We start from the raw sequence: 11,485 nt of genomic DNA on the forward strand, positions 1-11,485 counted from the left end.
CTCATCTGCTTGTAATACGCACACATCCCCGATCGAGTAGAACATCCAATTTATTTATACTCAACGCTTCACTCGCGCCATGAACAAGCATGGCAGACTTCGCGACAGGTCATGTTTCGCACCGAGCGCGACTGAGCAATACTTCTCTGGGCCCATATTCGTAAATGTCAGCACTTATGGTGATATGGGGTGTTTCAGTGCAGACGGTGTGCTGGCGTTCGAAGGGGCGCCCTATGTAGGGCGCCCCTTCGAGTCGTGCGCTCGTCAGCAGGCGGAGCGGTCCGTGGCTGTGCCCGTCTCGCAGGCGGAGCGCTGGACGCGGCCGCGGAGCCGGGCCAGCGGCGAGTCGCCGGCGGACCTGAGCTGCGGGGCGGCGCCCGTGGCCGTGGACCGCGGCGTGGCCCCCGTCGAGCTGGGCCGGCCGGAGGGCGAGGCACCCGTGCTCGTGGGCGTGGGCTGCGGCGACGTGGACGTGGGCGTGGGCGTGGGTTGCGCGGTCTGCTCGCCGCCGTCCCCGAGGAGCTGGGCGGCGCGGTTCTCGTCCGTGAGCGGGGCGACCAGCGCCGCGCCCGGCTTCTCCTCGATGAACACACCCTGTCCGATCGGGATGTGCACGGACGCCTGGTACGCCTGCGCCTGCGGCGACGCGGCCCGGCGCTTGGCCCGGGACAGGGCGCTGTCCACGTAGAACAGCCCGCGGCCGGCCGTGCCGATCGACTGGCGGAGGCCGTCGAGCGTGGTGCCGGTGGGCTGCTCGACCCGCAGCCGGATCTGGCCGCCGGTGTAGCCGCGGCCGAGCTTGCCGGCGAGGACCTTGTCGACCTTGACCACGACGCTGGCCCAGCGGATCGCCGCCTCCGCGCTCTCGTACGGCACGACCCGAGGCGTCGGCGAGTCGTCGCCCGAGGCGTACGCGATGCCGGGCTCGACGCCGACGACCGTGCCCTCCACCAGCGCGGCGGCCGGGCGGAACGTGCCGGACGGCCGGGCGCCGGGCGTGATGTCGTCGAGCGAGTCGAACAGGTACTGACCCGTCCCGCCGGCGTCGGTGTGGAGCTGGGACCAGAAGGACCGCTCGGGCTGCCGCTGGGCGGCGCTCTGCTGGGCCGCGCATCCGGCGGTGGAGGCGACGGCGACGGCTGCGACGGTTGTGAGGAGCTTGAGGTTTCGCATCCCGGTCTCCTAGTAGCGGCCGTTGATGTGGGCGACGTCGTGCGCGCTGTACTTGAGGATCTTGTGCGCGCCGGTCTTCAGGCAGGACGTCGACTCGGTGGAGTGGTCGAGGCCGACCGTGTGCCCGATCTCGTGGCACGCCAGGGCCTGCCGCTGGGTCGCGGTCATCCAGTCGATGTCACGCAGGTCGTAGCGGACCTCGTACTGGTCGCAGCGCCACGGCTGGCCGCTGGTGGCCGGGGCGATGGTCTTGACGCACTTCGAGTACGCGAACAGGTTGTAGCCCGTGCTGGAGCCGTCCCAGTCGAGGTCCCAGGCGTCGACGTAGTACTGGTCGAACGACTCGACGTCGGTGCTCGGGTCGGGCGTGCTGTCGGCCGCCACGGTCATGTCGGTCTGGGCGTCCAGGTTCAGCAGGGCGGCCTTCACCGCGGTGCGGGTGCGGGTCTCCAGGGACGCGTAGTTGTACCAGTGCTTGCCGTTGTCGGCGAAGGGACAGCAGCCGTTGCCGGAGCCGAAGCCGTTCGCGCTGGCCGGGGACGCGACGACGGTGGTGACCGCGGCCGCGAGGATGATCGCTGGGAGGAGCTTTCGGTATGACATGTGATCCAGAAATTGGAGGAGAAGGGTGTCCGCTATCTTGCCGGGTGCATAAGAGGGGATCAAACCGGTGTATCCCCCTTTGTCGGCCCTAGGCTGTGCGCTGTGACATCCGGGCGTACGGTCATCGACGGCCGCTTCGAGCTGGTCGAGCGGTTGGGCAGCGGCGGCATGGGCACGGTGTGGCGTGCCTACGACCTGGCCCTGCAACGCGAGGTCGCGCTCAAGGAGGTCCGCCCGTCCGACTCCCCCGACCCGGACTCCAGCCGGGCCCGCATGATGCGCGAACGGGTGCTGCGCGAGGCTCGCGCCCTGGCCCGGCTCGACCATCCGAACGTGGTGACCATCCACCACATCGTGGACACGCCGGCCCTGGCGCACCCGTGGATCGTCATGGAGCTGGTACGCGGCCGGTCGCTGGCCGACCGGCTGGCCCAGGGGCCGATGACGGCCGCCGAGGCGGCGTGGCTGGGGCGCGGGATCCTGGCCGCGTTACGCACCGCCCACGAGGCGGGGATCCGCCATCGCGACGTGAAGCCGGCGAACGTCCTGCTGCGTCCCGACGGCAGCCCGGTGCTGACCGACTTCGGCATCGCGGCCATGCTCGACTCCCCCGGCCTCACGGCCAGCGGCGACGTCGTGGGCTCCCCCGAGTACATCGCGCCGGAACGGCTGCGCGGTCACGAGGGCGATCCCGCCTCGGATCTGTGGTCGCTGGGCATGCTGCTGTACGTGGCGGTGGAGGGCCGCCACCCGCTGCGCCGCGACACCCCGATCGCCACGCTGGCGGCCGTCATGAACGCCCAGGTGCCGCCGGCGCTCCGGGCGGGGCCGCTGGAGAACGTGCTGCGGGCCCTGCTGACACCCGACCCGGCCGCGCGCCCACCGGTGGCGGAGCTCGACCGGATGCTGGCCCAGGCGGCGGAGCAGGCGGCCGGCCACCCCGCGAACACGGGGCCGGCCACGCCGCAGGCACCCCGCCCCGCGTTCCCGACCGGCTCGCAGCACCCCTACGCGAGCCTGCCCACGGGCCCGGTGCGCAAGCGCTCCGCCGGGCGCCGGGCGGTGACGATCGCCGGCGTGGCAGCCGTCGGCGGCATCATCACCGCCGGCCTGATCGTCGGCCCCCGGCTGCAGGGCGACGCCTCCCTCACGGTCTCGCGTACGACATCCCCGACCGGTATCACCACCGAGGAGGACCAGCTCCTCGACCCTGCCGAGACGGAGCCCGCCGAGGAGGAGAAGGCGGCGAACCTGACGACGCCCGCCGGCGTCCGCACCGCCATCGCGGCCCTGGAGAAGGCGTCGGGCGGCACCGGTTTCTTCCGGCTCGTCCTGTACGAGGGTTACGCGATCGCCGATGCCCCGGTACGCACCAGGAAGGGCGTGTACGACCGCTTCACCTACCGGGACGGCCAGGTGAGCCGGGCCGCCGGAGGCACGATCACCCCGGGCCAGAAGGCGGCCACCCTCAGGTCGTTCGACTGGGCCGTCCTCCCGAGCCTGCGCCGCACGGCCGACCGGCGGCTCGGCATCGCGAAGCCGACCATGCGGTACGTGATCGCCGAAGGCGCCTCGCCGTTCGCGGGCAACCAGCCGGCCATCATGTACTACGTCGTCGACGACTACGGCGCCGGGTACCTGTTGGCGAACGCGAAGGGCAAGATCCTCAAGCTGATGCCGCAGAGCGGCGGCTGACCAGGGGTGGTCGCCGGCCGTGGCGGCGACGGGGTCAGCGGCCGAACCTCCAGCCCGGGGGGAAGATGAGGGCCCGCAGGCCGTGGCCCTCGACCTTGCTCGCCCACTCCTCCGGCGTCGTCATGATGTCGCCGTCGCCGTCCACGGCGCTCTTGACCGGCGTGTAGCCGAACCCCGAGCCGAACAGCCGCGCCACCAGCTCGCCGCCCCGCGTGGCGGGACCGGGCAGGCCCAGCTTGGCGAGGTCGTAGCCGAGGACGTAGCCGGTGTTCCCGGCGACGATCCCCCCGAACTCGTGGGCGTTCTCACCCGCCGACCTCGTCGGCCGGCCGTGGGCGGCGTCGCTCATCGCGTCCAGCGTGAGCGCTCCGGCGGCGTAGGCGGGGCCGTCGATGGCGGCGTAGTTGAGCGTGGTCAGCACGTACTTCGGCAGGCAGATCTGCAGGATGCGGCCGACGTTCATCCCGAAGACGGCCTTGGCGGTCTGGGCCAGCTTCACCAGCCGCGCCATCTGGGCGGCGGCCATCGCCTGCGCCACGCCGTACAGCATGGTCGTGAACGGCTGGAAGCAGACCAGCCACAGGAGCTGCACGATGGCCTTGTCCAGCTCGGCGAGCTGCTTGCGCACGGCCTCCACCAGGTCGGCGTACGCGTCGCAGCCGGCGGCGATCACCCGGCAGTCCTTGGCGAAGGCGGCCGGGAAGCCCATGATCCGCAGGATGTAGAGCCGGGCGAAGGCGTCCACCCCCTCGCCGCCGTTGTTGTTCCACACCGAGGCGGCGGCGCGATCGGCCATGCCGGCGGCTCCGCCGGTGTCGCCGTTCGCGGGAGGCGGCTCGGGGCCGTTCAGGTCGTCGGCCAGCGCGCGGAAGGCGGCGGCGGCCTTGCGCAGCTCAGCCGGGTCGATCTCCGGCGCGGTGACGCCCGCGTAGACGCGCAGGGCGACCATCGTCCCGGCGGAGGCCAGGAGCAGGGTCGTCATCAGCGGGACGGGCGACAGGACCCTGGCCCCGTTCAGGGCCGTCGGCGACAGCATCGGCCTGACGGGGATCACGGCCCGTCCTCCGGCCACGTGTAGACCGGCACGTCCGCGAGCTTGATGTCGTCGGCGACGCCCCAGTCGACGACGGCCACGTTGCGGCCCATGGTCACGATGCCGTCGGCGATGTCCGCGTACACGGTCGCGAAGTCCTCGATCATGCGGAGCATCTCGTCGCGCTTCGGCTGGTACCACTCGACGAACGCCTTGTCGGCCGGCTCGTCCACCGGCCAGCCGCCCAGCGCCCCCAGCGCGTCGGCGGCCTTCCGGACGGCCTGCAGCACGGCCGCGGAGGCGTCGTCGAAGGCGGGCGCGGCACGCTGCCTGAGCTGGTCGTGGTCGATGTCGAGGGCGGGCCGCGACGGCCCGTCAGAAGGAGGCTCTGCCATCGCTCACCACTGGTCGAACGGACGGGATGGTCATGCGGCCATGCTCACTATGTGAGATGTCCGGTGCGTCTCCCTGTCGTTACGATCACATCTACCCTTTCCGACATCCGGCGTTCACCGGCTGTTCGCCCCAGGGCCGCGGGCCGGCCCCTCCCCGAGCCGGCCCGCGGACGGGGCCCGGTCACCTGCCGGACGGGTGGTGGTCGCGGTCGTCGTCGCGCGTCACGGTGAACTCGGCCGTCGTCACCCGGCCGGCGACCGTCACGCCCACCCTGTAGCGGCCCGGCTTGGTGGTGCGCGGGACGGTCAGCGTCTTGGTGGCCCTGCCGTCCTTCAGCGTCACCGTGTACGTGGCGCCCTGCGGGCTCTTCACGGTGGCCGTGGTGTCCCGCCGGGCGCCCGCGGCGAGGATGGTGACCCGGTAGGAGTCGCCGGCGGCGACCTCGCCGGGGGTGATTTCGGCCTTGACCGAGAGCCGGGAGTCGTCCTTGACGAGACTCGTCGCCCGGTCCTCGGGGCGGTTGGTCGGATGGGTCGTCGTGGTGGTGCGGGCCGGGTCCTTGACCGGGCTCGTGGCGGCGAGCGAGACGCCCGCGAACGGCACGGCGAGCAGAGCGGCGCCGGCGACACCGACGGCGAACGGCTTCATGAGACGCATGGAATGGATCCCCGATCTCCGGCGGCTCGTGGAGTCCGGTTGACTCCGCCCTTGGAGCCGCCTTCGGGAAGAAACCTAGGAGCGCTGTCTTGGCCTGCCCTGAGGCCCGCATTCCTTTACGTTGAGATGAACGTGAGGATTGTCTGAGTCCGCCGGTCATGCCTCCGCCGAAACGACCTTGTAGCCACAAAACGGTAGTGAAACACTGAAAGGTGACGAAGGGGGACGTCATGATAGAAGTCAAGAGCATCGACAAGCCCGACGAGCGCCGCGACTTCCCGATGGGGCACCTGGAGGTCTGCAACCTGAGCGGCCTGACCTTCGGCGTGGCCACGTTCGAGCCGGGGTGGCGCTGGTCGGCGTCCGTGAAGCCGATCGCCGGCACCGAGTCGTGCGAGGTCCACCACAACGGCTTCGTCGCCAAGGGCAGGCTCCGCATCCGCATGAACGACGGCACCGAGGCCGAGATCGGCCCCGGTGAGGTCTTCGTGGCACCGCCGGGGCACGACGCGTGGGTGGTCGGCGACGAGGCGACCATCGTGTTCGACTTCGCGGGCGGGGCCGCGGAGTACGCCAAGGCCAAGGACGCCTAGCCGACCGAAGGTTGATCGCCGGGGGCCGCGTCACCGGCCTCCGGCGTCGTCAGGTCCCCCAGGCATGCCTCGAACGCGGCGGTCAGGCGGGCGAGGTCGGCCGGGGTCGGCTCCTCCGGCCCGAGGTTGCGGCGCACCGCCCCCACCCCCAGGAACACCGCCGTCGCCAGCCGGGCGCGGGCCACCGCGTCGGGCCCGTCGAGGCGCGCGGCCAGCGGCTCGACCAGGGCCGTGCGCACCCGCTCGCCGACGAGCTGCCGGATCTCGGGGTCGCCGGCCGAGCGTTCGAGCGAGCGCAGGATGCGACTCTCGGGGTCGGCGTGCATGCGCAGCGCGGCGTACTCGGCCAGCCGCGCGGGCAGGCCGGCCCGGTCGCCGTCGAGGACGTGAGCGAGGGTCGGCTCCCCGGCGAGCACCTCGCGGAACAGCCCTGCCTTCGACCCGAAGTAGCGGCCGACCAGCGAGAGGTTGGCCCCGGCCGCGGCGGCGATCATGCGTACGGTGACGTGCTCGTAGCCGTGCTCGCCGAACAGCGCGCGGGCGGCGGCGAGCAGGCGGCCGCGCGTCGCCTCGCGATCCCTCGGCCGCGCCTCCACCTGGACATGGTCCACCCCGCAAACTCTAGCGCCTGGGACCCCACTTGCCGCACGGCTAGTAAACGTACGTATACTAGCCAGATCTGCGCTCATTTCCGGCTTACCCGGCCGGCCCCCACCAGTCTGGAAAAGGAGGCATGACGCCCTGATGACTCAGACGCGGCATTACACCCACCGCGAGATTCTGAAGGTGATGTCGGGGCTCATGCTCGCCATGCTGACCTCGATGATCTCGACATCGGTGGTCGGCACGGCCCTGCCGACGATCGTCGGCGAGCTCGGCGGCCAGGACCAGTACTCCTGGGTGGCCTCCGCCACCATGCTCACGATGACCGTGTCCACGCCGCTGTGGGGCAAGCTGTCCGACATCTTCGGCCGCAAGCTGCTCTTCCAGATCGCCCTCGGCCTGTTCGTCGCCGCCTCCCTCGTGGCCGGCCTGTCCCAGGACATGGGCCAGCTCATCGCGGCACGGGCCGTGCAGGGCGTCGGCGTCGGCGGCCTGTCCGCCCTCGCGCAGGTGATCCTCGGCGACATCGTGTCGCCCCGCGAGCGCGGCCGCTACTCCGGCTACATGGGAGCCGTCTTCGGCATCTCCACCGTCGCCGGGCCGCTGCTCGGCGGGTTCATCGTGGACGCCGACTGGCTCGGCTGGCGCTGGTGCTTCTACGTCGTGGTGCCGTTCGCGGTGGTCGCCTTCGTGGTGATCCAGCGGACGCTGAAGCTGCCCAGGATCAAGCGGGACACCACGATCGACATCTGGGGCGCCACCACGATCACCGGCAGCGCCACGGCCCTCATGCTGCTGCTCACGCTCGGCGGGCAGGAGTTCGAGTGGAACTCCCCGTGGACGTACCTGCTCGGCGCCGCCAGCGTGCTCATGCTGGCCCTGGCCGTCCTGGCCGAGCGCACCGCCCGCACGCCCATCCTGCCGCCCCGGCTGTTCCGCAACCGCACGTTCGTGCTGACCAGCGCCGCCTCCCTGTTCGTCGGCATGGCGATGTTCGGCGCGATGATCTACCTGCCGCAGTACCTCCAGATCGTCAAGGGCCTCAGCCCGGCCAACTCCGGCCTGATGACCCTGCCCATGGTCCTCTCGCTGTTCGTCTCCGGCGTCGTCTCCGGCCGCATCGTCACCCGTACCGGCAAGTGGAAGATCTTCCCCGTGGTCGGGCTGCTGATCGTCGCCGTGGGCCAGTTCCTGCTGTCGCGGCTGCACGTCGACTCCAGCCAGTGGCTGATCGGGATCGACGTGGCCGTGCTGGGCCTCGGGCTCGGCCTGTCCATGCAGATGCTCATCCTGGCCGCGCAGAACGGCTCCGAGCCGCGCGACATGGCCTCCACCACGTCCGGCGTCTCGTTCTTCCGCTCGCTCGGCGGCGCCGTCGGCGTGGCCGCGTTCGGCGCGATCCTGCTGAACCGGCTCAAGGACGAGATGACCGGCCTGCTCGCCGCCCGGCACGTCAAGGTCCCCGGAGGGGCCTCGATGTCCCTGGGCAGCCCCGACGAGATCCAGCACCTCCCCGAGCCGATCAGGGGCATCGTGCTGGAGTCGTTCACCCGGGGGCTGGAGACGGTGTTCCTCGTGGGAGTGCCGATCACGCTGCTCGGCTTCGTCGCCGTGGTCTTCCTCAAGGAGCTGCCGCTGCGCGGCGCCTCCTCGGCACCGGCCGCCCAGCAGCCCGCCGCCGCCGAGCCGGCGTCGGCGCCGCTCAGCAAGGACGACCTCGTGCTCGCCGGTCTGCTGCTGGAGCTGGTGGCGCAGCGGGTGGAGCTGGTGAACGGCCGGCGGTCCGCGCTGCTCAGCGCCGTCGCCAGGATGGCGCCGGCCGACGACCACCGCACCGAGTCCGAGCGCGCCCGCTCGGTCGCCCGCACGGTGCTGCGGCCCACCTCGCGCGCCCTGATCGCCCACGCCGCCACGCCACAACCTCCTGGCGCCCCGCCGTCCCCCGCGTCCGCACACCCCGGGACGCCACGGCCGGGCAGAACGTACGCAGACCTCGTCTCCGGAAGGACCACACGATGATCCGCAAGTTCGCGGGGGCGGTCGCGGCCACCCTGGCGTTCCTGGCCGGGCTCTGGCTCATGCTCGCCCCCTTCGCCCTGGGCACGCAGCCCTCCGGCGACGACTGGACCGACGCGACGACGACCGAGTTCTTCACCGGCCTCGGCGTGGCCGTCGTCGGGCTCGCGGGCGCCGCCCTCTTCGCCTCCGCCATCCGGGAGACGCTCGTGGAGCGCGGCCTGGTCACCGTACGGCAGCGGCCCGAACCCGAGCCGCAGCCCGAGCCCGAGCCCGTCCCCGCGCCGCCCGTCGCCTCCGGCGTGCCGCAGCCGTCGTCGGCCGAGCTCGCCGCGCTGCTCGCACCGCTCGTCGAGGCACTGCGCGCCGACCTGAACGCCGACCTGGCCACCACCGAACGCCCCATCACCGAACGCCCCGCCCCGCGCCTGGACCCGCGTCAGGCCGGCGACCAGCACCCGAACCTGTTCACCCCCGGCCACACCGGCCGGCACGAGCCCGAGCCGACCCACCCGAACGGCTTCGTCGGAGCGGAGGACCACCGTTGAACAAGGCCAAGGCGGGCGTCGTCGCCCTCGCCCTGCTGCTCCTGGCCGGCCTCTGGCTGGTCGCCGCCCCGTTCGTCGTCGGCTACCAGCCGCGCGGCGCCGACTTCTCCGACGCCACGGTCAACGACCTGTGGGTGGGCGGCCTGCTGGCCGGCCTGTCGTTCGCGACGCTCGTCGGGTACACCGGCGCGGCGCTGCGTGCCGTCGCCCGGCGTGGTCGGCACACGGGGGAACACACGGCCTGACCTGGTGAAACGGAGCTTCGCATAGGGTGGTCAGATGAAAGGTGCCGCCACCCTGGCGTTCGTGGTGCTCGCGTCCGTCTCCTGCGGCGGGCAGGCCCCGGCCGCCTCGTCCACGCAGAGCCCGCCACCCGCCTCCGCCCCGGCCTCCACCCCTGAGACGAGCGGGGCCGGCATCACCCCGGCCCCCTCCTCCCCGTCCCCCGCGAGCCCGTCCCCCACGAGCTCCGCGAAACCCACCCAGGCCGGCCCGCCGCCGTTCACGGCCAAGGTCACCCGCATCGCCCGTGACCGCCTGCCGTACTCGTGGCGGCCGGGCTGCCCCGTCTCCTACCGGGACCTGCGCCTGGTCACGATGACGTACTGGGGCTGGGACGACCGCGCCCACACCGGCGAGCTCGTCGTGCGCAAGACCGTCACCGACGACATCGTGACGGCCTTCAGGAAGCTGTACGCCATGCGCTATCCCATCAGGCAGATGCGGCTCGTGGACGTCTACAAGGGCGACGACTACGACTCCATCGACGCGGACAACACCTCGGCCTTCAACTGCCGCCCCGCCACGGGATCGAGCAACTGGTCCAACCACGCCTACGGGGAGGCGGTGGACGTCAACCCGCGCGAGAACCCGTACGTGACGGCCTCGGGCGGCACGGCGCACGCCAACGCCAAGAAGTACGACCACCGCCCGATGCGCGGCAAGGGCGTCATCAACCCGGGCGACCGCGTGGTCCGCACGTTCGCCGCGGTCGGCTGGGGCTGGGGCGGCGCCTGGTCCGGCACCAAGGACTTCCAGCACTTCTCCCGCAGCGGCCGTTGAGGGCTGGAGTGATGCCGCGACCTGGCCATTGACCTGCGGTGCGGCCACTCACCGCTTCTCGGCTTCTCCGGTCGCCTCACACCCTCGTGTGCCCTCGTTGTGCCCTACCTGGAAGGTATCGCCGGAGGTGCTTGCGCTACCTTCCAGTACACAGGTGGCCGGCACCCGATCCGGTGCATCGCGGCCGCCGACGACGTATACATACCTCTACATACCTCGGCGAGGAGTCCGGTTGGCAGTCAGGACCACACGACCCCATGTCGCCCGCGTCCTGGAGCTGACCCGTGCCGCCCTCTTCATCTTCGACGACGCGATCTGCGGCCTCTTTCACCATGTGGACCCCCAACCGATCGCCGGGGAGATTCACGATCGGCTCTTGGCTTCGGGGCACCAGATGCCGTTCCTCGTCGCTCTCAACCCGGACCCGATCTCCATGATGTGGTACGCCCAGGACGTCAACCGGGACATCGGCACCGAAGCGGCCCGGCTCGTGCGTGATCTCGAGGTCGCGGCGGTGCGCACGGCCGTGCCCGTACCCGGAGTGCGTGAGGCGCTGCACGCCTGCCACGCCAGCGGCAGAGGTGTCGCGGTGGTCGGCGACACCTCCGCCGACGCGATGGAGACCTACCTGGACCTGCACGGCCTCCGGCAGTTCGTCGGAGCGGTCGTCGGCCGCGAGAGCCTCTTCCCGCTGCCCGCCGGCAACCGGACGGGCGAGACCCTCCTCAGGGAGGCCGCGCAAGCGCTCGACGCCAAGCCCGCCGACTGCGCCCTGGTCACTCTGAGCCCACAGTCGGCGCTCGTGGCCGGGCTCGCCGGGATCCGCTCCCTCGGAGTGGTCAACAAGCGTGGCCCCCGCAAGCACCTCGCCGATCCCCCCGACGCGGTGGCCGTCTCCTCCATGGCTGATCTCGCCGACGGCTTCGCAATGGTCCCTGTGCTGAGCACTTGATTACGAGTGAAGCGGAAAACCTTGGTCGGCGACCGGCCCTGCTGCTCACCGTGTGATGCGGTACGGAACGATCAGCCTGCGTGAGGCGGCGTTGCTGTACTTCCCTGCTGTACAGCGGACCACAGCAACCCGCGTATCCGGTGGCAAGCCGACC

13 protein-coding genes are annotated in these 11,485 nt (G+C 71.4%); 7 read left to right on the forward strand and 6 right to left on the reverse strand.

Features of this window, described 5'->3' with window-relative positions; genetic code table 11:
• Window positions 1-264: 264 nt before the first annotated feature.
• Both ABZS51_RS01350 and ABZS51_RS01355 read right to left on the reverse strand, forming a co-directional pair.
• Complete coding sequence (locus tag ABZS51_RS01350; protein WP_355434620.1) at window positions 265-1,173, reverse strand: hypothetical protein; 909 nt, start codon at window positions 1,171-1,173, stop codon at window positions 265-267.
• 9 nt (window positions 1,174-1,182) lie between these two features.
• Complete coding sequence (locus ABZS51_RS01355) at window positions 1,183-1,776, reverse strand: matrixin family metalloprotease (RefSeq protein ID WP_355434623.1); 594 nt, start codon at window positions 1,774-1,776, stop codon at window positions 1,183-1,185.
• 102 nt (window positions 1,777-1,878) lie between these two features.
• Here ABZS51_RS01355 and ABZS51_RS01360 point away from each other — a divergent pair, with 102 nt between their 5' ends.
• Window positions 1,879-3,471, forward strand: coding sequence for a serine/threonine-protein kinase (locus ABZS51_RS01360; protein WP_355434625.1), 1,593 nt, complete (start codon window positions 1,879-1,881; stop codon window positions 3,469-3,471).
• Window positions 3,472-3,505: 34 nt separating this feature from the next.
• Here the strand turns inward: ABZS51_RS01360 and ABZS51_RS01365 are convergent, their stop codons facing one another.
• The 3 genes from ABZS51_RS01365 to ABZS51_RS01375 all read right to left on the reverse strand — a co-directional run bounded on the left by ABZS51_RS01365 (window position 3,506) and on the right by ABZS51_RS01375 (window position 5,557).
• On the reverse strand, window positions 3,506-4,525 hold the full coding sequence (locus ABZS51_RS01365) for a hypothetical protein (RefSeq protein WP_355434627.1): 1,020 nt from the start codon (window positions 4,523-4,525) through the stop codon (window positions 3,506-3,508).
• Window positions 4,522-4,899, reverse strand: coding sequence for a hypothetical protein (locus ABZS51_RS01370; protein ID WP_355434629.1), 378 nt, complete (start codon window positions 4,897-4,899; stop codon window positions 4,522-4,524). Before ABZS51_RS01370 ends, ABZS51_RS01365 begins: the two co-directional genes overlap by 4 nt.
• A 181-nt stretch (window positions 4,900-5,080) precedes the next feature.
• Entirely contained in the window at window positions 5,081-5,557 is a 477-nt protein-coding gene (locus ABZS51_RS01375) for a hypothetical protein (RefSeq protein ID WP_355434632.1), read from the reverse strand.
• A gap of 230 nt (window positions 5,558-5,787) precedes the next feature.
• On the opposite strand from ABZS51_RS01375, the gene ABZS51_RS01380 reads away from it, so the two are divergent.
• Window positions 5,788-6,150: a cupin domain-containing protein gene (locus ABZS51_RS01380; RefSeq protein ID WP_355434635.1), complete on the forward strand. Its 363-nt coding sequence runs from the start codon at window positions 5,788-5,790 to the stop codon at window positions 6,148-6,150.
• Here the strand turns inward: ABZS51_RS01380 and ABZS51_RS01385 are convergent.
• Window positions 6,147-6,761 carry a TetR family transcriptional regulator gene (locus tag ABZS51_RS01385; protein WP_355434638.1) on the reverse strand — a complete coding sequence of 205 codons (615 nt, stop codon included), beginning with the start codon at window positions 6,759-6,761 and terminating at the stop codon, window positions 6,147-6,149. The genes ABZS51_RS01380 and ABZS51_RS01385 overlap by 4 nt on opposite strands.
• A 133-nt stretch (window positions 6,762-6,894) precedes the next feature.
• Between ABZS51_RS01385 and ABZS51_RS01390 the strand changes: the two genes are divergently transcribed.
• From ABZS51_RS01390 to ABZS51_RS01410, 5 genes are all read left to right on the forward strand, one after another.
• Window positions 6,895-8,772 carry an MDR family MFS transporter gene (locus tag ABZS51_RS01390; RefSeq protein WP_355434641.1) on the forward strand — a complete coding sequence of 626 codons (1,878 nt, stop codon included), beginning with the start codon at window positions 6,895-6,897 and terminating at the stop codon, window positions 8,770-8,772.
• Window positions 8,769-9,317, forward strand: coding sequence for a hypothetical protein (locus tag ABZS51_RS01395; RefSeq protein ID WP_310707585.1), 549 nt, complete (start codon window positions 8,769-8,771; stop codon window positions 9,315-9,317). Before ABZS51_RS01390 ends, ABZS51_RS01395 begins: the two co-directional genes overlap by 4 nt.
• Window positions 9,314-9,562 carry an SPW repeat protein gene (locus ABZS51_RS01400; RefSeq protein ID WP_310707586.1) on the forward strand — a complete coding sequence of 83 codons (249 nt, stop codon included), beginning with the start codon at window positions 9,314-9,316 and terminating at the stop codon, window positions 9,560-9,562. The genes ABZS51_RS01395 and ABZS51_RS01400 overlap by 4 nt, the downstream gene beginning before the upstream one ends.
• 34 nt (window positions 9,563-9,596) lie before the next feature.
• A complete protein-coding gene (locus ABZS51_RS01405; RefSeq protein ID WP_355434644.1) occupies window positions 9,597-10,379 on the forward strand; it encodes a M15 family metallopeptidase in 783 nt (260 codons plus the stop codon).
• Window positions 10,380-10,611: 232 nt separating this feature from the next.
• The gene (locus ABZS51_RS01410) at window positions 10,612-11,331 is read left to right on the forward strand and encodes a hypothetical protein (protein ID WP_355434646.1); all 720 of its coding nucleotides are present in this window, start codon (window positions 10,612-10,614) and stop codon (window positions 11,329-11,331) included.
• Window positions 11,332-11,485 lie beyond the last annotated feature (154 nt).

Origin of the sequence: Nonomuraea sp. NPDC005501 (assembly GCF_040605905.1) — a bacterium.
GTDB lineage: Bacteria > Actinomycetota > Actinomycetes > Streptosporangiales > Streptosporangiaceae > Nonomuraea.

Excerpts from the sequence above, each read along its gene's own strand:
- ABZS51_RS01350 (WP_355434620.1), bottom strand. The coding sequence starts at position 1,173 with ATGCGAAACCTCAAGCTCCTCACAACCGTCGCAGCCGTCGCCGTCGCC.
- ABZS51_RS01355 (WP_355434623.1), bottom strand. The coding sequence starts at position 1,776 with ATGTCATACCGAAAGCTCCTCCCAGCGATCATCCTCGCGGCCGCGGTC.
- ABZS51_RS01370 (WP_355434629.1), bottom strand. The coding sequence starts at position 4,899 with ATGGCAGAGCCTCCTTCTGACGGGCCGTCGCGGCCCGCCCTCGACATC.
- ABZS51_RS01375 (WP_355434632.1), bottom strand. The coding sequence starts at position 5,557 with ATGCGTCTCATGAAGCCGTTCGCCGTCGGTGTCGCCGGCGCCGCTCTG.
- ABZS51_RS01380 (WP_355434635.1), top strand. The coding sequence starts at position 5,788 with ATGATAGAAGTCAAGAGCATCGACAAGCCCGACGAGCGCCGCGACTTC.
- ABZS51_RS01390 (WP_355434641.1), top strand. The coding sequence starts at position 6,895 with ATGACTCAGACGCGGCATTACACCCACCGCGAGATTCTGAAGGTGATG.
- ABZS51_RS01395 (WP_310707585.1), top strand. The coding sequence starts at position 8,769 with ATGATCCGCAAGTTCGCGGGGGCGGTCGCGGCCACCCTGGCGTTCCTG.
- ABZS51_RS01405 (WP_355434644.1), top strand. The coding sequence starts at position 9,597 with ATGAAAGGTGCCGCCACCCTGGCGTTCGTGGTGCTCGCGTCCGTCTCC.